Here is a 26692-nt window from a genome sequence, read left to right on the forward strand (position 1 = left end):
CCTTCAAAACGCTCTGCGCGGAACTGGCGCAGGGCGTTATTTGTCATTCCAATTATATCCTCACGCAAGAATGCCCGAAAACCGCTATACTGTAATAGAACCTGAATATCATATTTCAAACTTCTTCACGACACGCTATTTCTTGCAACATTCAATGCCTTTATACGCAATTTATGTTTTAATAAACTTAGCGCTAATTGAAATTTCTGAGAAAAGGAGATTACAACTATGAGAATAGCCTCTTTTCTACTACCTAAAGACGAGGTTACCTTTATCACATCATCAGCTTCCATGCGAGAAGCTTTAGAACATTTGGAACATCACTATTACACAGCACTTCCCATTGTAGATAGTGCAGGAAAATATGCAGGTACATTGTCGGAAGGTGACCTGTTATGGAAGTTAAAAAATACACCAGGGATTGATTTTGATAACATGCAGCAGGTACCGGTAAGCGAAATCGAGAAGCATATTCATAATGAGTCCGTTTCCATCAACGCACACATGGAAGATATGCTCGCGCTGGCAGCAGATCAGAATTTTGTCCCGGTTGTAGATGACGAAAATCTATTCATAGGAATTATTCGCCGAAAAGACATTATTGAATATTATATGAGAAACATAACCGATTGATAAACCGTATCAGGTGTTTCAGGTGGGACATTTCAAGTCCTAGTGAGATATAGATTTGAAATTTGGGGGTAATTGGGAATGGAGTTCCCACCGTTTCTTGAAATCGTCTTTTATTGAATCGCTTTTCCACTCCATACCCATTCCCTCTTCTATTCTACTTTGTGCTGCCTTCCACTTCTCTTTTTCCTACCACCTTCACTTTAAACTCTTAATTATCCTTACGCCATCTTCTTAACTTAGGTATATTCCTCGTAAAAAAGCCTGTCAGGAACCTCGGAAAACCAAACGCTACAAGCTTCTGCTTGACTCTATCTTTCATTTGATCGACGGTTAGTTCCGGTAAGATAAACTCACCTTTCTCATAACAATGGCTGCAGTAGACTTTACTCTTTGCGCCATTCTTCTCCGTACCGCCCCCTTGTTCGTCACGAGTGAGCGGCATGCCGCAGCTTTGGCAATTTTTATAAGAAGCTTCCATTCTTAATCCCCTTGTCTATTATGTAGTGTAGTCACTTGTCTTTATCCTATGATTGTCTTTTGCTCATACAACTAAACCTTTCTTCCACAGCAGAGAGGCTACTGTTCTTGTGCGAAGTAATTTCTTATTCACGAGATATTATATCTTAGTTTTAATAAAAACGTTTCCAACGCAGGAGTCAAGCCCTCTTGTAGCGAAACTATGAATACGATTTAGAACTAGGAGGAACGATTGGTGAAGCCTATCACAGTCAAGGATTTAGTTGAACGCTTCTCGCTGGAAGTGCTTACCGGACATTCAGAAATGCATCGTACCATTTCTAAAACAAGGGCCCATCGCCCCGGCTTGGAATTTGTCGGCTATTTCGAGTATTTCCCGCAAGAACATGTTCAGCTTTTAGGCAGGAAAGAAATCACCTACCTGCATAAGTTAAGCGAGCATGAAAGAAATCTCCATATCGGTAATATTGTCAAATACCACCCACCTTGCTTCGTCGTAACGAGAAATCAAGAGGGCTTGAAATATTTAACCAAGTACTGCGAAGAAGAGAAAATTCCGCTCTTGCGCACACCAGCCTCAACCACTAAATTCCAAGAACTTGTTGATATGTATTTAAGTAAATCGCTTGCTCAGGAAATAGCCGTCCATGGCGTGTGCGTTAATGTTTCAGGCATCGGCATCCTCTTACGAGGAAAATCAGGCGTAGGCAAAAGTGAGACGGCCCACACCTTAATCCATCGAGGACATCGACTAGTAGCAGACGACATTGTTGTGCTTAAGAAAATTAGTCCCGAGACCCTTCTTGGGACCCATAATGGCAAAACGAAGGAATTCCTTGCCCTGCGCAGCATCGGACTTGTTAATGTATCGCGCTTATATGGACGGAAGGCCTTTCAAGATGAGACGCGAATCGTTCTGGATATCGAACTGACCAAATGGCGAGAAGATGACCTAAACAACGACTTGGAGCTGGAGCCCAAATTCACAGAATACATGGATATTCAGATTCCACATATTGAAATTCAGCTCCAACCTGGCAGAGATGTGGCCGGACTGGTCGAAGCTGCGGCCAACAACTGGTATTTGCGCCAGCAGGGCTATAGCGCTGTTGAAGAATTCATGCAGCGTTTACAAAGTGGGACGGAATGAGTGACAGGTAGCGACCTTAAAGAAACCTTAACTTGAAAATGCAAGCTTCGTTAACAAGGTACAGTTAGCGGTTTAACCGATAACAAGTAACAGCCCATGGAGTTCAAGAACTCCATGGGCTGTTTGCACGCTACTATTCATGCCGTTGAACATTAACATGCTTAAGAAAAAATCCTCAACAAGCAAGAACATCATCAAGATGGGCATCCGACAAGGATCTGCACCTCCGTCCTAGCATCCCTCAATAAAAAACCGCCAGAAAAACGAGTCGCACCTACTTTCAATTCCCCCTAATACCGTCTTAAAACTACCTATTCTACCGAAAACTGTTGATGGAGGTGTATCTTCATGCACAAAAGAAAATTACTATTCACGATCCTTTCCATCGCTATGGTCGTTCTGTTATTTTGCGGTTGGACCGCCTTCGCCGCAACCTCATCCCCTACATCGACCTCCGCGTCAGTTAAGGGTACCTTCCAATCGGTCACTTCAGACGGTACACAGGTTACTGTAACTACAAACGACGGTGATCAAACCATCCCTCTAGCCAAGTCAGTATGGGTTTATCGTAACGAGCAAAAGGCACAGCTATCCGACTTAAAGTCTGGCGATAGCCTTGAATTGATTCTTAACAGCAAGCAGCAGGCCGCTTATGTTAAAGCCTCAACAAAGGACATAACAGCCCCTGAGCCAAAGCAACCTATCCCAGCATCACCAATACCTACGCCCACACCAGCGGCTTCCGGTGCAAGCGAATTATCTACAGGAAATCCGACCAACATGCCCGTCGCGTCCCTATCACCTTCAGCTCCACTACCTTCATCTCAAGCACCGTCTGCACAAGTGAAACAGGTGTATCCCGGTTTGGATGGCATTGATCTGAAGGTAGATGGAAAGCATTTCAAACTGCATATTCAGCAAACCCAAAGCAGCAGCGGACAGGATTATGACCTTAACATCAAGCCTGAAGGATCTGGTAACGTACACTTAAAAGGGAACGCTGCCGCAGCTTGGATAAAGGAACTTCTTTCAACCGTTGACCTTACATCCTCGAACGCCGAACAACAGCTGTTAACAGAACTTGCCGAGCATTATGGACTGGATGCAAGTAAGCTGAATGTCCAAATGAAAGCCAGTTGGGAAAAAAACAAGGACATTTCGAAGCAAAATAAAGATGACGACCAAGGGGAAGAACGTAAAAACCGTGATAAAAAGGTAGAAAAGGCAGAGAAAAAGGAAGATCATAAAAAGAACGACAACCAACATGGCAGCAAGCACGAGGATTAAAACAAGCCGTCTACATCCATTTCCGGATGCGGACGGCTTGTTCTATTTAATCTGTTTTACTTCTTCTTACCTTTGCTATGACCATGATCATGCTCTGAGTTTTTTTTCTCATCCTCCCTGTCTGTTGAGACAGTCAAGGGATTCTCAGAATTTGTTGTTGAGGCTACCTCAAGATTGGGCATGTCAAAGGCAACTATAGGCGTCTTGGCTAGCGCACGAGTCATCATTTCTCGAAAAAGGACCGCGGGCACTGCCCCTCCGGATGTCGTTAAATAATGGTTACGATCCGTACGATCGTAACCTACCCACACCGCTACCGTAAGTTCAGGCGTGTATCCTACGAACCAAGCATCCTTCGCACTGCTGGAGCCTAGTCCTTTGAACTCATCCGTACTAGGCAATTGCGTCGTACCGGATTTCCCCGCTACTGGCCGGTTCATTGCCGCATTTTTGCCCGTTCCGCTTATTACTGCCTGCTGCAGCATGGACGTCATTGCGAAGGCTGTCTCCGGTCTCATCACTTGTGTCCCCTTAGTGCTTGCTTGAATGAGCAAATGGCCTTCTCTCGTCTCGATCTTGGTGATCGTATGCGCTTGGTGCAAAATCCCCTTCGCCGGGAAGGCGCTGAAGGCCTGTGCCATTTGAAGCGGTGATACCCCCTCCGACAGGCCGCCAAGCGCAATACCGAGCTGCCGATCCTTGGTTGGCAGTTTAATGCCTAGTGAATCGAGGAATTGGAGACCGCTATCCATACCAATCTCATGAAGAAGCCAGACAGCCGGTACGTTCCATGAGGAAACGATTGCCTCCTGCATCGTTACTTGCCCACGGGACTGATGATCCCAATCCGCAGGTTGATAACCTTCGATGTTAAGTGGACCATCGTAAAGGGTTGATGCTGGCATAAAGCCTTTTTCAAGTGCTGGTCCGTAAACAGCAATCGGTTTGAAAGTGGAACCCGGCTGCCTTCGGAGCTGAGTCGCACGGCTAAAGCCGCGAAAAACGCCATCCCCTCGTCCTCCTGCGACTGCACGTATACCACCCGTTTGTTGATCTAAAATAACTGCGCCGCTCTGAATCAGCTGATCAGGTTTGCTTACCGGAAAGAAATTTTCATTGTTATAAACATCCGATACCGCCTGTTGCACCGAAGTGTCTAGCTCCGTAGTAATCCTCAAGCCTCCCGTTAATACCTGCTCTTCTGTAAAGCCATACACGCTAACAGCTTCATTAATTACAGCATCAACGTAGGCTGAATAACGCCCCTTCAAATCATCCCCTTTATCGCCTTTTACCACGCCGAGGGAAGCAATCTTCGCTTTCTCATACTCCCCTTGCGTAATCTTATTTTCATCACGCATCACCAAAAGTACCGTGTTTCTTCGTTCTAGTGCCTGCTCCTCATCTTGAAAGGGAGAATATTTACTTGGAGCCTTTGGGAGTGCGGCAAGAACGGCTGCCTCAGGCAGTGATAAATCCTGTACATTTTTACTAAAGTACGTTCTGGCTGCCCCTTGCACGCCCCAGCTCCCCTCTCCAAAATAAATGCTGTTCAAATACATTTCCAAGATTTCATTTTTGCTGTACGTCATGTCGATTTTAATGGCATAAGCCGCTTCCTTTAGCTTCCGCCCCATGGTTTTATCCGCATTTAAAAATAGATTCCGCGCCAGCTGCTGCGTAATCGTACTAGCTCCTTCCGAGTATCCGCCACGCAGGATATCACGCATAACTGCACGAAGTATAGACTTCAAGTCGATGCCAGAATGCTCGTAAAATCTCCGATCTTCTACCGCCACTACAGCATCTATCAAAGATTTGGGCATTTGTGACAGCTGCACAGGATCTATCTTAGATGCAGACAGCTGCGATGCCGCCTTCCCGTTCTTATCAAGCACAAGGGTTGGCTCTGGAAGGGGTTGACTGAGCTTGGATACATCAATTCCTTGCACATATATGTACCCTGCCAAACACAGAGAGACCGCACCTACTAACACCCCTGCACATAAAGCCTTCCATAAGAAATGTTTTTTCCGAAAAATACTGTTCATGAAGATTTCCTCCTTACTATCGCTTATAGTTATTCGCAGCCTCTAACCAATAAGCGACGCTCACGAGGAACGTCTAGCAACTTAACGAAGAATACTTTTAATCTAATAAAGCGAAGAAAGCGAAAAGCCCAAACAACAAGGCTGAAGGTTTGCGAGAAAGCGTGTGCGTCCACTTCCAAGCGTCTCGATTTATCTCTTTAAGTTCTAGATTTCGTTCTCTGATTCTTTGCTCTAAAAAAAATGGATGATTTGGCATGGGTAAACTCCTTTGATTGAAGTTGAATTACCCTCATTGTAATAAAAGAAGTATGACAGCTGCGTGTCATACTTCTTCGTATCGTTGACTCATTTTCGCAATTTTATTTTGTATCTGCTGCCTTAGCATCAATGGTTCGCGAACCTCTACATCTTCTCCAAAGCTTAAAATGCTTGCCACTAACCAGTCCAAGTCAGAAACATTCACTACTTTAATTGTAAGGGAACCATCTTCATTGTAAATTTTATCTTCTGCATAAAAATAATCTAATGCCTTTGCGAAGGAGCCCGTTGAGAAATGAAGGACAGCTTCCTCTATTTGGATTGGTTGGTTGCTTTCCATTGTAAGATCGTTGGGAGGGTGCGTATGGTTCTGGTAAAATAATTCGGGCAAAACAACCAATTGAGCCATTCTGGATATTTAAACATCCGATAATCCTGCCGCGTTCTACAATAGCCATGTAAAAACCAAGCATAATATTTGAAAAGCAAGCTAACCGGTTCGACCACGCGTTCGCTTCTCTCATTTTTCCCATTCATATAACCGAAGGTTATCACGCGCCCAGAAGTAATCGCAGATCGAAGCGTATGCAAATCATCGGTTCGCCAGCTCCCAATATCCATCGTTACACGCTGCGGCCTGTTATCACGCTGTATCGTCTGGAGTCTGTGAATGGTTTCTTTCGTTGTATCATCCTTGAACACAGTTCCCGCACTGTGAAGAAGCGTGATTAGAAATTGAATATCGTTGGAGCCAAGCAAGCTTCTGTCCATCTTGTATTCTTTAATAATACCATATCCGCCGTTGACGCCTTGGAAGGACACAACAGGAATGCCTGCGGCACAAATAGCCTCAATATCGCGATAAATGGTTCTCTGAGATACCTGGTACCTTTCGGCAAGCTCGGATGCAGAAAGCACTTCATGATTCAACAAAGCGTATGTAATAGATATTAATCTTTCTATTTTCATCTTCATCACCATTTATCGTTATAGAATACACATATACGAACATATGTTTATTATATCACAGAAATACCCATTACTTTGTCCGACTAAAAAAAGAGCCCTTATCTGTGGGAAATCACCCCTAACAGACAGGACTTCAAGTAAAATCATGACTATTGCCGAAATTGCAGCCACTTATTTCAATCCGCTTAGGGCAATACCTCTAATAATGTGCTTCTGGAAAATCAGGAAAAGCACAATCAGGGGAAGTACTGAAATCCATGCGCCAGTCATAACCTGCACCCAGTTGCTAGCCGTACTCGTTTCGCTGGAGAAATAGGAGAGTCCAACAGGAATCGTATAATGCTCAGGCGTCATCGTGACAATTAACGGCCAAATATAGGCATTCCAGCTCGACAAGAAGGTCAATAAGCAGAGCGTAACCATTGCAGCTCTTACCTGTGGAAGCACAATGTGCAGCCAGATACCGAGCTCCCCCATCCCATCCATGCGAGCAGCATCTAGCAAATCCTGAGGCACTACCTCCATGAACTGCCGCATTAGAAATATACCGAACGCTGTAATGACCGTTGGAAATAAAACACCTATATAATTATCAACCCAACCAATGCCATTCGCGAGCAAATACCAAGGAATAATCAACATTTCCGTAGGTACCATCAAGGTGCTTATAATCAAAATGAAGATAAATCCTTTGCCCCGAAAAGAAAATTTCGCCAAAATATATCCAGCCAGCGTATCAAAAAATGCAACGGTTATCGTAGTAATTACGCCAATAACAGCGCTATTCATAAACCATTCATTAAACGCCGTCTTCTGCCAGATATCCGTAACGTTGCTCCAAGTAAAATGTTTGGGAAGGAGCGTAAGTGAATACACCTCTGTAGGCTGCTTGAAAGCCGTGGAGAGCATCCAGAGAAACGGAAAAATCATGATGACGGTACCTATAAGCAGCAGTGCATAGCTCAGACTTATGGACACTATAGGCCTCTTAATCATTGTGCTCCTTCCCCTCCTTAGTCCCCCATAGATCTGCTAAAGATAAGCTTTTTCCGTGAGATTCAAGAGAGTTTAGTTTAGTATTCAACCTTCTTACTTAACACTTTCAATTGAATGAGAGAGAGCACAAGGATAATCGCGAATAAAAGGACTGTCGCCGCCGCCGCCTCTCCCATCTTGTAACTCTTGAAGGCCAGCTGATAAATGTACAAAACTAGCGTTTTCGTTGAGTCAAGAGGACCTCCCGTACCGCCTGGGCTCATATTTTTCACCTGTGTAAACGTCTGCAGGAAGTTAATGCTTGCGATAACCACCGAAAAGACGATCGTCGAATTCAGTAAGGGGAGTGTGATCTTCCTGAATTTCTGCCATGAGCCCGCTCCGTCAATTTCCGCAGCTTCATAGTACAGCGTGGGAATCCCCTCCAAGCCTGTAAGAAAAACAAGCATCTGGAACCCGATAGCTTGCCAAATCATCGTACCAATAATAACGTAGATCGCCTGATCCGGTGTGCCAAGGAACAATTGCGGGGACAATCCTAGTTGTAGCAAAATGCTATTGGCGGCTCCGTTAGGCATTAGGATCCAGCGAAACACCCAACTGACCGCTACAATGCTTGTGACATAAGGAATAAAATATAGGGTTCGAAACAGACCTCGTAAACGGGTGATCCGTTGCAGCAGCAAAGCCACGATCAGGCCAACAAGAAGTTGGCCCGGCACACCGACAAAGACATAAATGAACGTATTTCGCAGCGAAGCATGGAAATCTTCGTCCTGAAGAACAAATTTAAAATTGTTTAACCCAACGAAAGGCTTTGTTTCTGACAATAGATCCCACTCATGAAAGCTAACATTGAACGAGTAAAAAATGGGCAAAATTCGCACGAGCAGAAAGAATAGCAACGGAATCAATAAGCATCCGTATATGAATACATAGCGCTGATGGTTATATTTCAGCTTCATTTTTGTTTGCTCCAATATTCATCATAGAGCTGTTGGTTCTTTTTCACGAGCTCTTCAAACGCTGTTTTCGCATCCGTTTTATTCAGCACCACTTTATCCGTCGCCTCAACGAAATTATCGCGCTCCTTCACCTCATCTACGAAGAAATGAGCATGTGCATCAGGCAGTTGTTGAATAAACGGCCCTAGAATCGGATCTTTCGCATATTTATCCTGACTGGCAACCTCTTTCTTAGCAGGTAATTCCCCTACTTTTTCCACCCATTTCTCTTCTACTTCCTTGCTCGTCAAAAACTTTAGAAAATCCGTTGCAGCCTCTAGCTTCTTATCGGAAACCCCTTTAGTAATCGCGTTCGCCCAATAGGAAGATTGCGTAGCCTTTGCTTGATTAGCTGGTAAAGGTGCGGTGCCAAAATTAATCGTTGGCGCATCCTTCCGAATACTGGCGAGTACGTTAGATCCGTCTATCGTAATCGCCGCGAGCCCTTTCTTAAATGCATTAATATCCGTCTCATAGAAATCCTTTTGGCCTACTTTATGCACAACGGGAATATCGGTTAGAAATTTAAAGGCTTCAAGCCCAGCAGGCGTATCGTTCCACAAATATTTTTTGTGATCGTCAGACGTATCCTTGCCTCCTGCTTGATAAATGAGCGCATCACGATACCAGTGATGAAGCTGCGAATTCGGCTGCCAAGTTAAGCCTTCTACGACAAGCTGATCTTTTGAATCGCGCTGCGTGAGCTTTTTAGCATAATCAATCAGTTCATCCCAAGTGGCCGGCGGCTTGTTTGGATCAAGACCGGCTGCCTTAAATAAATCTTTATTATAGTAGAGCGCTAGAGTTCTTACAGCTGTTGGAACTGCCCAATATTTGCCGTTGATTTTCCCAGCTTCGACAACCGGGAAGAAGTCTTTTTTCAGATCAGCTTCGGAGAAGCCTTTCTCAGGAAGCGGTTGTAGGTAACCCGATTGTACATATTTGGGAATCCAACCGTAGTAAAGATTGATGATATCAGGCCCTTTTCCAGCGGGTACAAGTGTAGCTACCTTCTCGTTATATTGATCATAGGGAAAGTTCGTTTGTTTCACCGTTATGTGGGGATGTAGCTTTTGAAACTCTAGGATAAGTTCATTGACCAAGTCCACTTTTGTTGGGAACGTGTACTGCCAGTATTCAATCGTTACAGGTTCTACGCTCTTAGTCGACGCTCCCGGAGCCGCGCTTCCTGCTGGGGTGGAGGGCACTTTGGACGAAGAGACCGTTTGGGAACCAGTGGTAGAACACCCCGTTATCGCTAGAGCAGAGGCTAGTACAACAGCCGAAACGGCCTGTGAGCTCCCCATATGGAATCGTTTGCTGCTCATTGTTAGATCTCCCTTTCGCTGCTAACTTGTATTTGTAACAATCGTCTTGCATTGTTCCCGAAAATGAGCTCAATATCGTTCTCTCTCATATTGAGGTCGCGACAAACCCTCACTTGGTCTTGCAAATACCGGTACACGTAACCGCGTGGAAACCCGAATGAATCCGTCCCGAATATCATGCGTTCCGGACCGATCAATTCGTAGGTTTTACGAAATAATGTCTCCAATGTCAGCTCATAGGGCATCCAACGAGTCCATTGATTGGAGCCGGAAGTATCAATATGGACGTTGGGACAGCTCCAACATAACTGGAGCAGCTCTTTGAAATACCCCGCACCGAAATGCGGAACGATAAACGGAATTTCCGGATAGGCGCGCGCCACATTGAAAATTGCCAAAGGATTTATGTTTTGATGCTCAACAATCCCCCCCGTATGGCCAAGCACGCCGAAGTGAATAAGCACGGGCAGTTTGCGGCTCGCCGCAACCTCCCAAACTGGCGTTAGCATCGGATCATGGAAAGGGACATTAACAAGTGGTCCAAAAAGTTTATACCCACGCAGCCCTAGCTCATCAACCGCTCTGCGCAGCTCATCCGCAGCATCCTCACGCTCAATGGAATGATGTGCGAAACCGGTAAAGCGATCTGGAAATAGCTTGATTTGCGCCGCCAATTCATCGTTATTATCGGCCGTAAGGAAATTCAAACCGCCAATATTATACTTATCTAACTCCTCGATCCAACGCTCCACAAGCGGTTTACTCGTATCCGTCTTACTTGTCTGATTGGGATGCGGGAAATCCCAGGTTAACCGCATCCGTTCAGAACGAGCTCGGCCATAATGGCTTATTATTTCATTTCGTTCAACGAAATGGATAGGGTAAGGGAGATGACCATGGATATCAAATACCCTAAATTGTCCCGAGAACATCTGCCCCGCCTCCTTGAATGAAATATCTTCTATTGTTCATTCCCATTCTGACTCCGCTGTTGGATATAAGCATCCAACGCAGCTAACTTACCTTGGACGGCCTCGCCTACCAACTCGGTCCAACGCACTTGCTTTGCATGCCGCGCCCCCCTCACATGCAAAGCGCGCGCTATCTCTTCTGGGCTCGGGCCTCCCTGATGTGTGCGTATGCGCACGAATTGCTCAGGGTCCAGTGCCCTTCGCAGCTCGTTTTCCTGCAAAAGCAGCTCCTTACCACTAACCGCTTTGGCCGCTTCAGCGACAAGCCCCAAGGATATTTCACTAGCTGCAAGGGCTTGCGTTTGTGCAGTAGATACGACGATTCCGACAACATGATGTGCGGTACGAAAGGAATATCCCTCACTACGAACTAGCGTATCCGCTAACTCCGTCACAACAGCAAAGCTTGCTTCTGTACGACGACGAAGTTTCTCTTTATTAACCTCCAGCGTACCGATGACGACCGCGAGCAGACGATAGACCTGATCCAGCGTCTCCAAGCTTTTCCACAGATACGGCTGCATATCGTCTTCCGTATCAACAATGTCGCCGAACGGCGTGTTATGGATCATTGTCAGCACCGTCTGCGCATTACCAACGATTGAGGATAGCAGTGATCGCGCATGCTCGACGGATACCGGATTACGCTTCTGCGGCATAATAGAGCTTACTTGCACATAGGGGTTCGCAACGCGAATAGCGTCGAATTCCTGTGTACACCAAAGCAATAATTCCTGCACGAACCGTCCCAGATTTATTGCGGCTAGCTGGACCGCTGCTGCTGTTTCTCCAGCATAGTCAACACCCGCTACAGCATCGTAAGAATTTTCCACGAGTTCATCAAAAGCGAGCAGCTCACGAACGCGATCTCTGCTTATATTGAAACCGGTCGTCGTCAATGCCGCCGCTCCCATCGGACTACGATTATTATTCGCATAAGCAACTTGCAGCCGCTTGATATCCCTATCGAGCACATCAATCACAGCAACCAAATAATGAGCGAGCGTGGTTGGCTGCGCCTGCTGAGTATGCGTATAGCCGATCATCAGCGTCTCTCTATTTTCTTCAGCAGTGTGGATCAAGCTGATCTGCAAGCTCAGACCCGCTACAATTGTCTTGAGCAGCTTATCTCGCAGCACCATTCGATAAACGGCGATGCCCATATCATTCCTGCTTCTGGCAATGTGCAGATTGCCTGCGGCATCCCCGGCGATCTCCAGCAGCTCATGCTCCACTTGAAAAAATAAATCTTCGAATCGTCCCGTGTACTCCGCTTTCCTCAAATCATCCAAATCTATCTTTTGCAAAGCAGCGGCGATCAGATTGACATCTGCATCCGCAACGAGCTCCTGTTCTTTGAGCATGATGAGATGAGCTTTATGAATCGCCATCATGGGAGGAAGTAATTCTCTTTTAGCCTGATCAAAAGCTGGAGCTAGCACGGCTTCAACGTACGTTTTTCCAGGAAATAGCTCGCCTTCCTCTTTGAAAATATGTTCTCGGTCTCTCATGGCAGAGTCTCCTCATCAATAATAGAATCAAAAAAAACCCGAGATTCGCATCCTAATGTGCGGTCTCCGGTTTACCGGTCAACGTTAATATTTAATTGCTTCTCGCAGCGTATTCACCCTAATCAGCCAACGGCTTAGAGAGGACAACTTCCCCTTGTATGTCTTGCGGATTTTTCAATAAATTATATATCGGGCACACCCGTTCAATTTCTTCATGCAAAGCGTTAATCGTTTCCGACGATTCGTTTGAAACAATATGAATCTGATAACTGATATTGTGCGGATAAACAGGGATGCTCTCATAGCCAAGCTGTCCAGCAAGTGGGTGCAAATCCCCTGAAATTTCAACTTCTAGAGATTCAAGAGAAACGCCACGAACAGCTGCCTGGATGAGCGTAATATGCGTCAAGCAGCTCCCAAGGACACCTAGCTGGAGCTCAGGTGAATTGGGACCGAGGTTATATCCTGCGAAATCAGTTGGACTATCGCTGATGACTTGGAAATCTCGTATGCGAATCTCCCTTACACCGCTGCGCCCGAGCGCTCTAGCACGCGCATAGTACCTTTCTGACTTGACGTCTGACTGCTGCTGCGCCTTCTCCAACTTAGCCAAAGCAGCTTCTTTCTTCTGTACCAAAAATTCATTGAGTGTTGACAATCTGCACCCCTCCTTTTCTTAATTCCTATAGATATACTAGGAATTACTTGAATTTATGTTAACATTATTACAAATACACGTCAATAAGTTTCATTTATCATTGATAGAGAATTGTGTGAGCCAAAACGTACATCCGAGTAGAGCCGTTGCAGCGGATGCGGCTGTGCTAAGCCTTATGTGCGTTGTTCTCGCGTCTTCTTTTAGCGTCAATCCCCTCTGCCATCCAAGAGCGAATGCAAAAAAACGCGCTCCATCCAAAATAGGATGTGACGCGTTTTCAAACCTTACTAGCCCTCCGCGAACTTCACAGTAGCCCTATACAAGCTGTTGTCCCACTCCACCTTAGCTCCTAGTGACTCGGCAATAAAACGCAGCGGTACAAACATCCGGCCCTCTACAATTTGTGGTGCCATGTCCATCAGCACTGGCTGACCATTTACCATAGCCGTAGAGCTGCCTAGTTGAAGATCGACCTTCAGCTTTCCTTTCGTAATATGCAGACTGGAATCCTCTGATTGCCAGTGATATTCAGCGTTCATGCGATTAAGCAGCACACGAAATGGCACCATCGTCAGCTCATCTTGGATGTATCCTGTTTTGCTGCCTGTAAGTTGACCATTTACATTCAACTGCACGCGAGGTTTATCCGTCTGCTGCACAATGAGCGCATTACTGAGCAGTCGACCTGGCTTACGAAGGAGCTTTCCTTTATAAAACAGCGCAGAACTCGCGCCACCATCCAGATTAATGGCATCCGTCATCCCGACCTGCTGCAGCACATTAGCCATTTGCTCAATCGTGCTGTAAGAAATCGTCCCCATGACAAGACGACCCTTCTCATCAACGCCAGCAAAGCTTCGCACATTAGATTGGGAAGTTACAAGCGGATCATTGAATCGATCTCTTTCGAAATCTATATCCACGTTCCCTCCTGTCAACAGTTTTGGCCCTGCGCCAATGGCTAGTTGGTAGTTCGCTAAGGCAGAGGTCTGTTTAGTATCCAGATCGGCAACGGATTGACTCATACTGAACTTATCCCCTACCTTGATCTGCTTAGACACTTGCTCTAAGCTATGATCCGTAGAGAGTAGTAGAACTTTACCTCCAGAAGGAATAATGACCGCTTGATCGGAAATCGATTTCACCTTCATATCTTCCCCAATAGTGATTTTGATCCCCGGTTCATCTGCCACATCCCCGTAATCCTTGGTAAAAACCCATGCTCCTCCTGCTTGATCCCCGTAATAGAGATCTACTCCGTTTAATTGGGAACCGAATCTTCCCGCTTGCACCGAGCTGCTAATGGCTAAACGTTGGACAGAGGCAGTTTTATCAGTCGACACTGTAAGTGATGTTTCCTTATCCCCACCATAAAATAAATCATTGTTGTTCATGAGTATGCCATAGGGTGTTCGGTACTCAATATCCGCAGTAAAGGCATCGAAGAAAGTCCCGTTAATGCCAACCACGGCCTCATTCTCCGACATCATCTCGCTAAAAGCTTGAACGCTGCCTACTTCATGATTAGCGGCAACTGCCTTCACTTGAATGGTGGGGTTTTTCAAATCCACTCGAATAAGATCCAGCGAATATGAATTTCCCTTGTAGGCCACCTTCCGCTGTTCATGGACAACCGGGTCATCCGCTGCGAAAGCATAATTTGCGCTGCCGACCAGCAAACCTACTGTTAATGCCGTTAATTTAATGATGTCGAGTTTCAAATCTGTTATCTCCTCTTATGACAAACCCTCATCCTCCTTGACGGATGAGGGTTTGGTTATCTGCCTGACCGCACATTAATCTAACGTTATTCCACGCTCTTTAAATACCTTCATCACAACAGCCACAGCATCAACGGCTTTAGGAAATCCTGAGTAAGAAATCGTATGGATGATCGCTTCAATGATTTCTTGTGGAGTTAACCCAACATTGAGGGCGCCATGAATATGAAAGTCAAGCTGATTCGAGGCGCCTGTCGTAATCAGAGCAGTAATGGTCATCAAGCTTCTCTGCTGTAAGGTAAGTCCCGGACGAGAATAGATCGTGCCGAAAGGGATCTCGACGATGAGATTAGCAATATCTGGACTAAACTGCTTAACCCAGTTAATTGTTTTATTCAAAACCTCTTCATCAACCATTTTACCTAGTACTTCTATGCCTTTATCGTAACGATTGTCCTCCATGTCTACCTCCGTTAGCTTTAATCTAAGCTTAGTAATCTTGTAAGAATCGGTGGGATTTCTAAAGGATCTACCATAACTTCGATAACCGTAGTCGCATTAGATTGCAAAGCTGCTTGTACCGCTGACTTAATTTCATCTGCTTCATGACAGCGGTAGGCGATTGCTCCCATAGACTGAGCAAATAAGCTGACATCCAACGGCTTTTCATAAACTGCGCCAACGGATCGGCCTGTATTGTATGACATTCCCTTGTCCACCATATCTAATCGCCCGTTATTCAGAACGAAGAAAATGACTGAAGCGCCATGGTTCACAGCTGTGGAAATCTCGGTTCCATGCATCATGATGCATCCATCACCGGTTACACAGACGATCGGACGGTTCGGATTTGCAATTTGAGCTCCAATCGAATAACCAATTGCCGCTCCCATCGCAATGAATACTTCGTCTAAATAAAATGTTCCAGGCTCGATAATTTCAAAGTTTTGAACTGCATGAAAGGAGTGACTGCCAGCATCGCCAAATACGATAGCGTCTTTTGGAAGCACATCACGCAGCGCCCTAAATGCCTTTCCGGCTGACATTAAGCCTGCCGCTGCCGTAGATGCTGCCGCCACTTGTTCGTTGTCTATAAGCCGTTCATGGTCTTTAGCGGAGGCTCCGCTTATCTGAACTAGTTGTGCTAGGTTGTAACGGATGTCCCCAAGAATAACCTGCGTCGGGGCCTGAATCGTTTTACCTGCAAAAGTAAGGTCATATTCAAACTGCAAAACTTTACCAGGCTGCATGTCCGCCGTAAAGCCGGACAAAGACATGTCGCACAACTTGCTTCCCACGACAATCATTAAATCAATGCCCGATTTCATATATTCCGTTGCAGCCTTTGAGCCTCCAAGCCCATAACCGCCAAGGTTCAATGGATGCTTCGTTGGAATAGCCCCTTTACCACCTGGTGTGGTAACGACAGGAATACCCCAATGCTCGGCAATTATTCGCAGCTCTGAATAAACCTCCGAAATGACAGCGCCTTTTCCAAGGAATAGAACCGGTTTCTTCGCCTCGTTAAGCAAAGTAATCGCCTTGCCGATGTCCGGTGACACAGCAGGGGATATATTGTCGGGCAAAGGAAGATAGAACGGCTCCACTTCTTCCATCAACACATCAAAAGGGATGCATAAATGTACAGGTCCTCTTTCGCCAACGTATGCTTTCTCCAGCGCATGCTTAAGATACAAAGGGAGCAGATCTCCTCGCTCAATACGCGCGCTGAATAAGGTAACGGGCTCGAACATTTTAACCAAATCCGTTCCGAATTGGCTTGAATCCTGACTTAATGCTCGTCCTGTCTCTTGCATAGATGGCTGTCCCGTAATAAACAGAACTGGAAGCTGAAATTCCTTCGCCTGTCCGGCTGCCGTGATGAGATTCGTTCCACCCGGGCCAGACGTGCCAATAGCGATCCCGATCGTTTTCCTAGCTAACGCATAACCGGAAGCCTCGAATCCGCTGCCCGTCTCATGCCGTCCTAACACATATTCAATTCCGAAATTATCCAGTTCCAACATAAGGGGGGATATGGACTTGCCCGGGATGCCGAATACATGATCAATGCCCCAGTTTTTAAAATGTTCAACCAGTATGGTATATACTCTCTTTTTCATCATGTCACCTTTACGAGTTAGTTTTCGTTGCTATGCTTCTTACAAATAGCTGTTCAATGTGATCCGCAGGTAAAGGAGGGTGATAATAGAATCCTTGCACCTCATGGCAGCTTTGACTGCTCAAGAAGTTTAATTGATCTTTCGTTTCCACACCTTCAGCAATCACATCGATGCCTAATTTATGAGCCATAGCTATAATCGTCGCTACAATATCCGCGTCATTGGTATCCGTCATAATATCTCGAACAAACGATTGATCAATCTTAAGGCGATCGATGGAGAACAATTTCAAATAATAGAGATTACTATAACCTGTCCCAAAATCATCGATACAAATGCGTATGCCAAGCTCTTTTAGTTTACTAAGAATTTCGATCGCTATTTCAACGTTCATGGTCATTGACTCTGTAATCTCAAGCTCTAAGTATTGCGGATCCAACTGAGTTTCTAACAAAATCTTTTTGATCGTCCCCACTAAATTCTGCTTTGAGAATTGTCGCGTGGAAATATTGACTGACACTTTAATCGGCTTGAACCCTTTTTCCCTCCAAATCTGATTCTGACGGCACGCCGTTCTAAGCACCCATTCACCAAGAGGAACGATAAGTCCTGTCTCTTCCGCTATCGGAATGAACTTAGCAGGCGGAATTAATCCAAGGGTCGGATGCCTCCAACGAACCAGCGCTTCGGTTCCAATGATTTCTCCGGTATGCAGATTGATTTGAGGCTGGTAATACAAGACAAATTCCCCTAATTGAAGCGCTTTACGAATAGAGTTTTCGAGTGTAAGTCGTTCAAGACCACCGCTATTATGAGTAGGCTTGAAGATCGCGAAATTGTTCTTCCCTTCATCTTTCGCTCGGTACAAAGCAATGTCTGCGTTCTTCATGAGGGTTTCGGCATTATTACCATCATGCGGGTAGAAGGAGATACCTATACTTGCTGTAATGTAGAATTCATAGCCATCCACAGCAAAGGGTGCCTCGAACGCTTTAATAACCTCTTCTGCAACATCAATGGCATCTATATGATCAGTAATCTCCTGCAAAAGGATCGTGAACTCATCCCCACCCATTCTGGAAACCAATTGATTAGGAGCCTTGCAGCAAATGAGTAGACGATCTGCGACCAATTTCAGAAGCGTATCTCCGTTATTGTGTCCCAGTGTATCATTGATTTTTTTGAAACTATCCAGATCCAGAAACATGATTGCAAAGATACTGTTATCTTGTGCGCCGTGCTTAAGCAAATTATCAACATGATGGGCAAAAAACCTGCGGTTCGGTAATCCAGTCAAATCGTCATGATAGGCCAGATAATTAATTTGCTTCTGTGTATGATAGCGCTCAGTTATATCACGAAACTGCGCAAATGCACCCATAATCTGCATATTCTCATCATGAATAGGAAAAGCATCGAATAAACAAACAAGTTCTTCATGATCCTTACTTGGCTTCAACATCAATTCAATATCTTCGTATTCTTTTCCCCTGTGTAAAACCTCGTTGATGAAATGTCTCGTTTTCACATCGGAGATCGATTGATGGATAACATCTTGTTTCATCGAACCGGTTAAAATCTCAGCAAATTTGTTATATTCCGTGATCTTGCCTTCACGATCTGTAATAATAATCCCATTTCTTGTCGTTTCAATGACGACTTGATTCAAGATATGTAATCGGATGTTTTGCTTTTTCAGTAGGAGTTCTCTCTCAATCGAATCTACTACGGTACACAACATCGCTAATAAAAACGGATTATGTTGATCAATTGTCGTCATAATCGTAATTGTACCTAATAAATTGGATATATCTGTATATTGGAAGGGAACCGAATAACAAGCAGAGGATGTCAGAAATTTAAAAAAGTGATCGTCACCAACGAGTTGAAAAGGATGACGATGCGATAAAGCTAGATTAATACTATTGGTTCCTGCTTCATGTTCCTTAAATACAAGGCCTACTTGAATTCCCGACTCATTGACCACACTTTTGATAGCTTCGTCTCCAGCCATCTCTAGCACGCAGCCCTTTTCATCAGAAATCATGATGAGTAAAGGAATCCCCTTCATCAGTTCCAACATTTTATGAACAAAGAAATTAATAACAGATAAAATCTCTTCATACTCATTTCTTTTTTGGTCCAATTCTGCTTCTGTTAAGAACTTGGAAAATGTGGGGATTGCACAAGGATTGATACCAAGCTTCACACATCTCTCCTTCGATTCCGCAATCCAAGTTTCGTTATTCATCAGATCCCTCTTCTCTACCATAAAAGAGTACAAATAAAACACATAAAAGTCTAAAAACTCCGTATTTTATCGCTTCTTTTTCATTATGTCAATGAATATCAAATTTTGTCAATTTATTTCTTCCTATTTCGAGTAACAAAAGTTAACATTAACGGATCATGTCAGCTCTGTAAACCATTTGCTGCGCAAATAGAAAAGGCCAACCAATTTCACTACTGAAATTGGCTGGTCCATTTAGGATTAATTTGGTTACATACATTCCAAGCGATTAATCAGGTAAAGTCTGATCAATACGCTTAGAGCTAAGCAATTTCATCACCGGCGCTGCTCCAAGCAGCGTCACGCCTGTAATCAGAAAGACCAATTGAATGCCAATCCAACCGCCGAGTATGCCACCAAGCAGCGGACCTGCCATCATACCGAGCTGATTCGACGTTTGATTCAAGCTAATTGCCCTGCCCCTGAAGTCAGCTTGCGTACTTGTGACAATAAGTGCATTCAAAGCCGGATAAACGGCCTGCAAAAATAACCTAACTGCAGAAAATTGCCGATCCCCCCGCCTATTCATCCAATGAGAAGCGTTTTATCATAACCAATACGTTATCCGATAACTCCCCAGATAATTGCTAGCCTCAACGGATCGGTGGTAATCCTTGTGGACGTAGGCGCCTTCGCTGTATTCATGCAGCTTGACGATCGTGCTAGTAATGCTAGGCGAAATTAGCAAATTTGAATGCACCTATGGTAACGTCAGGCTTTTGAAAATAAGCATTCGTGGACAACTGGTCGGGTGCTACATCTTTCAAAATATGCTGTGGCAAAAAAATACTTTGGTACCGAAGCGTTCTTTGAAAATAAGCGGGTCCACTGGCGTCTTCGTTCTCACTTCAAATGTCTTGACATCTACAATCTTCAGGCCACTAATCTCCGTCTTCCCTTCGTCAAGCTTACCGGCAGCGTTTAAGCCCTCAATGAAAATTAGCTTAAAATTGGTCTCAACCTTCGGATGAAGAGCTGTCTTCAGCGTAAACGCCACGTCAGCCGTCGTGAACGGCTGTCCGTCATTCCATTTGGCCGCCGGATTCAATTTCACGGTAAATGTCTGGTTATCCTTCGTTTCAACCGATTGGGCTAGCTTAGGCAGAAACTCAAATTTTTCGTTCAATATGAGCAGCAGGCTTCTTAATACTGTCTAATAGAATTTTTCAATTACAGAATTGGAATTATCTATCCAAGTTGGCAAATTGAATGACAATCGCGGCCATTTTATGAGATAACAAAGAGCCCCCTTTGCTTCAGATCCAATCTGAAGCAAAGGAGGCCTTTCTTACCTACGTGCATGCTATTTTAATCTAATGCTTTTTAACAACAGATCGAACGGTTCCTTTTCCTCCGTTTCCCCGCGATGATAATGCTCCACGAGTTTATCCAATCTGGCCACCTGATACCCATAATCGTACATCGCCGCCGCGACGACGGATAGCCGAAGCATACCGGCTGGCCTTTCATTATAGCGTTCAATGAGCCTGGTCATGAAGAGCTCGTTCTCAGCTTCAATGTCCACTCCCTCGTTACTGTCTGCCTTGAGTTTATCGTCAAACTTTAACAGCGCATGCTCATGATACTTGCTCAATTTCTCCAAATGTTCATCGAAATACACATCGATCTGTGGTGTACGAGTAGCTTGGAAATAATGTTCATCCACAGCTTCTAATACTTCAAGCCCTTTGTTCATAACAAGCAGTTTTTGCTTGTAGATAACTAAGTGACGAATGTGACTGAATCTGTTGCGCTTAAGCTTTTTCACTTCTTCTTCCATGAGCTTGTATTTACCGGCTAAAGAATTCAAAGCGCCCTGTAAACTTTCTTTCTCTTCCCTAAATACCGTTTCCTTCATTTCATTGGAAATAACCGTTCTTAAGAGAAGCGACATTTTACCGAATGCAGTCTCAATTTGTGCAGCGAACTGTTCCCTCGGCTTTGGAGGAAAGAAAAGGACATTGATCAAGAACGCACAGCCAATTCCAATTAAGCTTAACAAAAATCGATTAACCGCAAACTGCCATTCGCCTGAAGCCTCCATCACAGCGACAACCGTTACCAAGGTAAGCCCTATGGTCTCCTCCATGCCCATCCTTAAACAAATAATGATGACGAGAATACAAACGATTCCAATCGCTATCACATTATTAGAGAAAAACATACCAGCCAACAACGCTAACGCAGCTCCAAGAATATTTGTTTGCAGTTGCTCCAAGAAATAGCGCCAAGAACGATATATCGAAGGCTGCATGGCAAAAATAGCCGCTACCGCCGCAATAACAGGTGGAGTAAAATTCAGCCAAGCGCTGATATATAAAGCCAATGCAACAGCTATTCCTGTTTTCCAAACACGTGCACCGAAAACCACTAAAGCTCCCCCTTATCCGCTCTTTCACTAAGTCTTATCTTACACAGGTGCGGCCCTTGATGCAAAAAGATTGATCCCTTGCTAAAGAGGTTCCAATTTTTGCCTAATACCCTCAATATCCAACATACGTTTTGCTAGTTTCAATTTCCTTCATCACATAGATTGACCACCCGATGCGCGCATTGCACTGCTGAAAAGGGGCATCAGAAAATACAACAATTTTCTCGCTTAAAATGCACTATTTACTCAATATATCTCCATTAATATATCGTTTCCTTCATTTTTCATCCTACAAAATGCAAATGAATGTTATGTCAGAAATACAAAATATAACTTGGTTATTGAAAAATTAACAATTACAAGCGCTTTCAAACGTTGCTATTTTTAACTTTTTTTACTATTATTGATTATTAATTACTCCGAAAGGTGGTTATTATAGCGAACCCATTTAGTTCCCATCATCCGATCATTTGGACGCGATGAGACGACCTACCTGACACGAGGTGGGTCTGGATTAGTCGGCAGATGTACTTGCCCGGCTTTAGTGTCGAATTAAGCTGCCTGGAGAGCAGTCTAATTTGTAGAAATGCTAACTTAAAATAGAGAAAAGGAGTGAGCCTATGCAGTACTTTTTTTACATGTCAACAATCATTTTTATCGGATTTCAACTTCTTTACATGATCATCCCCTTATTTTTCAGTAAAGTTAAGACCTTAAACAGTGATCTTCCAGAAAAATCTATATCGGTCTTAGTTCCTGCTTATAATGAGGAGCTCACGATTAAGAATTGTATAGATGCAATGGAGGGCTTACACTACAGCAACTATGAAGTCATCATTATTAATGACGGTTCAAAGGATCAAACTTTACAGAAGTTAAATGAGCTTTTGGATTTAGAGATTAGTGATCGACAAGCAGACGGTAAGCTCAAGTACGCTGCTATTAAGGGATTCTACCATTCCAAGAAATATAATTATATATTTGTAATCGATAAATTTAATGGCGGAAAAGCAGATTCTCTAAACGCTGGCATTGATTGCGCAGATGCTGATATTGTGATTACACTTGACGCGGATAGCATGCTAGAAGTTAACTCGCTTAAATATGTGAACCAATATTTCCATGATGAACAAGTCATCGCTTTAGGCGGCACTGTAAAGATCGTTCAGGGCGCTGAAAAAAAGAACGGCGTTATCGTAGAGAAATTCACAGGAAAAGGTATAATAAAAAGCCAAGTCATCAGTTATATTCATGGCTTCTATGTTAGAAAGCTAACGCAATCTGCTTTTAATTCTATTGTCGTTATTTCAGGCGCATTCGGAGCTTTTTATAAAAATATCTTGGTAGACGTAAATGGGTTTAGAAGCACTGTGGGTGAAGACATTGATATCACCTTGAAAATTCACGAGTACATGAAAGCCAATAACTTGGATAAAAAGCTCGTATACGCGCCAGAAGCCGTATGCTACACAGAATGTCCAGAAAACTTAATCAACTTCTATAAGCAAAGAATACGTTGGCAAAAAGCATTTGTAGATTGCATATTAATCTATTGGTCCAGACTATCTCAAAAGTTTAGCGTTGGTGTCAGTCTCTTCTTTGCGATTGATGGTTTTGTTCTAGGTACATTAACCGCATTTACAACCATATTCTATCTTATACAAGCCCTCTTTCTAGGTACAAATTTAATGAGCGCTGTAATGCTACTGTTAGTAACTTTATTCATCAATGCCTTACAGATCGGAATTGCTCTCTATTTATGTAAAAAATTTGGCAGCAACTATTCCTTTAAAGATTATATCAAGATGTTTGTATTTAGCCAGGTTGAATTACTAACCTACCGAAATCTACTGCTTTATATGAATATCGTAGGCACGTTTAAATACTTTGATAATGATGAGGGCTGGGGATTCGTTGAAAGAAAAGGAGTCTCTAGCATCAGTTAATCCCTCCAGTCAGCTATTAGCAAACTAACCTTATATAGGAGGCATATCTATGAACCATATACTTAAAGATAACCGAATTATATTTATAGATATTTTAAGAATACTATCCATCATAGCCGTTATCATTTTGCATATCACTGCCGACTTACTTACAAGAACAAACGATTTCAATACAACATCATGGTGGATTAGTAACCTTTTCAATTCTGTAGCCAGATTTGCCGTTCCCGTGTTTTTTATGATCAGTGGTTCTATGATTCTGAGGATAGAAGTTAAATCATATCGGCAATTTTATGTAAAAAGAGTACTTCCTTTGATCATTTCCTTAGTTAGCTGGTCTTTCATTTATGCCGTTTACACCCAATATTTCATACAAAAAAGTAGTATGGGCATTTATCAATTTTTCTCCCATTTTGCTTACGGCTTAATGACAGATAGAAATTATATCCATTTATGGTTTCTATATGCGATCATCGCGATCTATATGACAGTTCCATTGATCAGTAAGCTAGTTAAAAATTGCAGTGAAAAGGATCTAAGATATTATCTGCTATTGTGGTTTATGATAAGTATCTTTTATAAATTCATCTCAGATATCGTATTTAGGGTAACCTCCGAATATATCAATATTCCAATAACCAATATCCCTCTGTTCATGGGGTATCTCGGATATTTTATATTAGGGTACTATCTCTTTAACTATACGATACCGCTTAAAGCAAAAAACATTTTCTTTAACTTAGGTATCATCTCCTTTTGCATAACGCCAGTAGCTACCTACTTTGCATCCTTATACAGCGGCACGCTTGATGAAATGTTCTACGGTAATTATTCGCTCACCACATTTTTTATGGCTATCGGAACATTTATTTACTTTAAAGAAAAAGAAACCGTAATTAGCGAAAAGCTTAATTATAAAATCAAAAAAATGATTAGCTCAATTTCCAAAGCAAGCTTTAGTATCTATTTAATTCATTTGTTAGTTGAACTATTGGTATCTAGAAGAGCTGAAATAGAAGCCACTTTACTTCAAACAACATTTACCCTTATTTTCAATGTTGTCATCATTTTCTCGATCAGCTATATCACGGTTAAAGTCTTGAATCTAAATAAATTTATTACACATGTGCTATTTGGAGGAAGAGGTTAACATGATAAAAATAAGCCTATATACAAAAGCCTTCCTGGCCCTCTTAGCTGTCAGTATGGGCATCTACTTTTACGATATCAATTATTCAGATAAAAAAGTTACCTCTGTGTACATCCCAGTTTGGAAAGATTTTAAAGATCTCAATCTCAAAGATAAAAACATTGATATCGCAATTATCGCTTTTGCCAAAATCAATAAAACGGATGTGTATTTTGACCAAAACCCTGCTAGAAATGAAGAAATCAAACAAAATATAAAGAAACTGAAGGCGAACAATAAAAAAACTAACTTCGTACTTGGCGTTGGCGGCTATAAAGCGGATGGATTTTCTGATGCTTCTTTGGATGGAAATCGATACTACTTTACTGAGAATATCGTCAAAATGGTTAAAGAATTAGACCTAGATGGGATAGATATTGACTGGGAATATCCAGCTTTTGATTCATGGGAAACGACTAAAGCCAGAACGGAAGATACTAAAAACTTTACAAATCTGATGAAAGAACTCAAAGAAAGACTTGATCGGCTCCCACGTAAAGATAAAAATTACTATTTAACCTTTGCTGCTGGGAACGAAGATTGGTATTTCAAAAATGTTGAGGTCAAAAAAGTAGAAAAATATGTGGATTTCATTAATGTCATGAGCTATGACTTAACTGGAGCTTGGTCCGATACGACAGGTTATAATTCGAATTTATATAAAGATAAGAATGACAAGAGTAAAACTAGCGTAGATCGAATTATTAATTTATTTATCGATCATGACATTGATCCTAAAAAGCTTCTCTTAGGCATTCCAGCCTATTCCTATGGATGGGAGAAAGTCAAAAGTGATGCGCCGGGTAGCGATGGAGCTTTTTCTTTGGGCAAGCCTATCAATATCGACAAAGTAGATTTGAGTTACAAGACGATTAAGGAAAAATACTTAGACCAAGATGGATTTAAGCGATACTACGACGATACAGCGAAGGCTGCCTATTTATATGATGGCAATACCTTTATAACCTATGAAGATCAAGAGGCTTTGAAGGCAAAAATTAAATACATCAAGGATAAAAAACTAGCGGGCGCCATGGTCTGGGAGTACTCTCAGGACTCCGAGGATGGCATTGTAAAGTATTTATCCGATAATCTGAACAAATAGTAGCTCGCTTGCATTCACAGCCTGCTCTACTGCGCGAAAGGCAGAACTTCGAAGTTGAAGTTCTGCCTTTCGCTTATTTTTCCTTATCGTTTAATTGATCACAAAACCTAATGAAGTGGCTCGATTAAGAGCATCTTGGGAGAACTTATTCTTCTTGTATTTCTTTTCAATTTCTTCTTTCGTTACCGGTACCCATCTAAAATCTTTATTGATATATACCATCACTTTATGGCCCCAATCTACATGAATGGTTCGATTGGTTACTTTTTTGATTTCACCAATTTTCGTAACCGCATATCCGACGGTATCAATGCAATATTTCCCTAATAAAGTATTGTTCATTTTGTTTTCTCCTATTCATTAAGAAGCAAATTATTCACCAAAAAATAAAAAAACCACCAGCAAATGCATGTGGATTTTGATCTAAGAAATATATTGGTTGCGGGGGCAGGATTTGAACCTGCGGCCTTCGGGTTATGAGCCCGACGAGCTACCGGGCTGCTCCACCCCGCGTCGTTAAAAAAGGAAAAACTGCTTGGCAACGTTCTACTCTCCCAGAACCCTGCGGTTCAAGTACCATCGACGCTGGAGGGCTTAACGGTCGTGTTCGAGATGGGAACGCGTGGGTCCCCTCCGCCATCATCACCAAACAGT

Annotated in this window: 24 protein-coding genes, 1 tRNA gene and 1 rRNA gene; 6 read left to right on the top strand and 20 right to left on the bottom strand. The window is 43.2% G+C overall.

The annotated features are described in order from the left end of the window. Nucleotides 1–228 precede the first annotated feature (228 nt). The gene (locus GK047_RS26395; RefSeq protein WP_163953359.1) at nt 229–633 is read left to right on the top strand and encodes a CBS domain-containing protein; all 405 of its coding nucleotides are present in this window, start codon (nt 229–231) and stop codon (nt 631–633) included. Between the two features lie 208 nt (nt 634–841). On the opposite strand, the gene GK047_RS26400 is transcribed toward GK047_RS26395, so the two are convergent. After that, on the bottom strand, nt 842–1111 hold the full coding sequence (locus tag GK047_RS26400; protein ID WP_163953361.1) for a zinc ribbon domain-containing protein: 270 nt from the start codon (nt 1109–1111) through the stop codon (nt 842–844). A gap of 234 nt (nt 1112–1345) precedes the next feature. On the opposite strand from GK047_RS26400, the gene hprK reads away from it, so the two are divergent. After that, nucleotides 1346–2260, top strand: a complete 915-nt coding sequence (gene hprK, locus GK047_RS26405) for an HPr(Ser) kinase/phosphatase (protein WP_163953363.1) — start codon at nt 1346–1348, stop codon at nt 2258–2260. Between the two features lie 348 nt (nt 2261–2608). Further along, nucleotides 2609–3547, top strand: a complete 939-nt coding sequence (locus GK047_RS26410; RefSeq protein ID WP_163953365.1) for a hypothetical protein — start codon at nt 2609–2611, stop codon at nt 3545–3547. 56 nt (nt 3548–3603) lie between these two features. Here the strand turns inward: GK047_RS26410 and GK047_RS26415 are convergent, their stop codons facing one another. The 16 genes from GK047_RS26415 to GK047_RS26485 all read right to left on the bottom strand — a co-directional run bounded on the left by GK047_RS26415 (nt 3604) and on the right by GK047_RS26485 (nt 21798). Then, nucleotides 3604–5598: a transglycosylase domain-containing protein gene (locus tag GK047_RS26415; protein ID WP_163953367.1), complete on the bottom strand. Its 1995-nt coding sequence runs from the start codon at nt 5596–5598 to the stop codon at nt 3604–3606. Nucleotides 5599–5920: 322 nt separating this feature from the next. After that, nucleotides 5921–6196 (bottom strand): helix-turn-helix transcriptional regulator, encoded by a 276-nt coding sequence (locus GK047_RS30770; protein ID WP_481856060.1) that lies wholly within the window; start codon nt 6194–6196, stop codon nt 5921–5923. Beyond that, on the bottom strand, nt 6169–6789 hold the full coding sequence (locus GK047_RS30460) for a helix-turn-helix transcriptional regulator (RefSeq protein ID WP_275901720.1): 621 nt from the start codon (nt 6787–6789) through the stop codon (nt 6169–6171). The genes GK047_RS30770 and GK047_RS30460 overlap by 28 nt, the downstream gene beginning before the upstream one ends. Before the next feature lie 207 nt (nt 6790–6996). Next, the gene (locus tag GK047_RS26425) at nt 6997–7821 is read right to left on the bottom strand and encodes a carbohydrate ABC transporter permease (protein WP_163953369.1); all 825 of its coding nucleotides are present in this window, start codon (nt 7819–7821) and stop codon (nt 6997–6999) included. Nucleotides 7822–7898: 77 nt separating this feature from the next. Next, complete coding sequence (locus GK047_RS26430; RefSeq protein ID WP_163953371.1) at nt 7899–8786, bottom strand: carbohydrate ABC transporter permease; 888 nt, start codon at nt 8784–8786, stop codon at nt 7899–7901. Further along, the gene (locus GK047_RS26435; RefSeq protein ID WP_240344282.1) at nt 8783–10153 is read right to left on the bottom strand and encodes an extracellular solute-binding protein; all 1371 of its coding nucleotides are present in this window, start codon (nt 10151–10153) and stop codon (nt 8783–8785) included. The genes GK047_RS26430 and GK047_RS26435 overlap by 4 nt, the downstream gene beginning before the upstream one ends. Before the next feature lie 2 nt (nt 10154–10155). Continuing rightward, the gene (locus tag GK047_RS26440) at nt 10156–11085 is read right to left on the bottom strand and encodes an amidohydrolase family protein (RefSeq protein WP_163953372.1); all 930 of its coding nucleotides are present in this window, start codon (nt 11083–11085) and stop codon (nt 10156–10158) included. A 29-nt stretch (nt 11086–11114) separates the two neighbouring features. Beyond that, the gene (gene argH, locus GK047_RS26445; protein WP_163953374.1) at nt 11115–12635 is read right to left on the bottom strand and encodes an argininosuccinate lyase; all 1521 of its coding nucleotides are present in this window, start codon (nt 12633–12635) and stop codon (nt 11115–11117) included. 118 nt (nt 12636–12753) lie between these two features. After that, nucleotides 12754–13293 (bottom strand): OsmC family protein, encoded by a 540-nt coding sequence (locus GK047_RS26450; RefSeq protein WP_163953376.1) that lies wholly within the window; start codon nt 13291–13293, stop codon nt 12754–12756. Nucleotides 13294–13580: 287 nt separating this feature from the next. Continuing rightward, complete coding sequence (locus GK047_RS26455; protein WP_163953378.1) at nt 13581–15014, bottom strand: stalk domain-containing protein; 1434 nt, start codon at nt 15012–15014, stop codon at nt 13581–13583. 75 nt (nt 15015–15089) lie between these two features. Then, on the bottom strand, nt 15090–15476 hold the full coding sequence (locus GK047_RS26460; protein ID WP_163953380.1) for a carboxymuconolactone decarboxylase family protein: 387 nt from the start codon (nt 15474–15476) through the stop codon (nt 15090–15092). A 17-nt stretch (nt 15477–15493) separates the two neighbouring features. Then, nucleotides 15494–17137, bottom strand: a complete 1644-nt coding sequence (locus GK047_RS26465; protein ID WP_163953405.1) for a thiamine pyrophosphate-binding protein — start codon at nt 17135–17137, stop codon at nt 15494–15496. Between the two features lie 10 nt (nt 17138–17147). After that, entirely contained in the window at nt 17148–19388 is a 2241-nt protein-coding gene (locus GK047_RS26470) for an EAL domain-containing protein (RefSeq protein WP_163953382.1), read from the bottom strand. 268 nt (nt 19389–19656) lie between these two features. After that, nucleotides 19657–19956 (bottom strand): MFS transporter, encoded by a 300-nt coding sequence (locus GK047_RS26475; protein WP_240344284.1) that lies wholly within the window; start codon nt 19954–19956, stop codon nt 19657–19659. Nucleotides 19957–20190: 234 nt separating this feature from the next. Next, the gene (locus tag GK047_RS26480; RefSeq protein ID WP_240344285.1) at nt 20191–20553 is read right to left on the bottom strand and encodes an ABC transporter substrate-binding protein; all 363 of its coding nucleotides are present in this window, start codon (nt 20551–20553) and stop codon (nt 20191–20193) included. Nucleotides 20554–20730: 177 nt separating this feature from the next. Then, nucleotides 20731–21798, bottom strand: a complete 1068-nt coding sequence (locus tag GK047_RS26485; RefSeq protein ID WP_163953384.1) for an aromatic acid exporter family protein — start codon at nt 21796–21798, stop codon at nt 20731–20733. A 620-nt stretch (nt 21799–22418) separates the two neighbouring features. On the opposite strand from GK047_RS26485, the gene GK047_RS26490 reads away from it, so the two are divergent. Genes GK047_RS26490 through GK047_RS26500 form a run of 3 tightly spaced genes read left to right on the top strand, consistent with a single transcriptional unit; the run spans nt 22419 to nt 26038 of the window. Continuing rightward, nucleotides 22419–23744 (top strand): glycosyltransferase family 2 protein, encoded by a 1326-nt coding sequence (locus tag GK047_RS26490; protein ID WP_163953387.1) that lies wholly within the window; start codon nt 22419–22421, stop codon nt 23742–23744. 49 nt (nt 23745–23793) lie between these two features. Beyond that, on the top strand, nt 23794–24894 hold the full coding sequence (locus GK047_RS26495; protein WP_163953389.1) for an acyltransferase: 1101 nt from the start codon (nt 23794–23796) through the stop codon (nt 24892–24894). Nucleotides 24895–24898: 4 nt separating this feature from the next. Further along, entirely contained in the window at nt 24899–26038 is a 1140-nt protein-coding gene (locus GK047_RS26500; RefSeq protein WP_163953407.1) for a glycosyl hydrolase family 18 protein, read from the top strand. Nucleotides 26039–26128: 90 nt separating this feature from the next. On the opposite strand, the gene GK047_RS26505 is transcribed toward GK047_RS26500, so the two are convergent. The 3 genes from GK047_RS26505 to rrf all read right to left on the bottom strand — a co-directional run bounded on the left by GK047_RS26505 (nt 26129) and on the right by rrf (nt 26688). Continuing rightward, on the bottom strand, nt 26129–26380 hold the full coding sequence (locus GK047_RS26505; RefSeq protein WP_163953391.1) for a hypothetical protein: 252 nt from the start codon (nt 26378–26380) through the stop codon (nt 26129–26131). 94 nt (nt 26381–26474) lie between these two features. Continuing rightward, nucleotides 26475–26551, bottom strand: a tRNA-Met gene (locus GK047_RS26510). Between the two features lie 20 nt (nt 26552–26571). Then, nucleotides 26572–26688, bottom strand: a 5S ribosomal RNA gene (gene rrf, locus GK047_RS26515). Nucleotides 26689–26692 lie beyond the last annotated feature (4 nt).

The sequence above is a fragment of the Paenibacillus sp. SYP-B3998 genome (genome assembly GCF_010820665.1).
Lineage (GTDB): Bacteria > Bacillota > Bacilli > Paenibacillales > NBRC-103111 > Paenibacillus_E.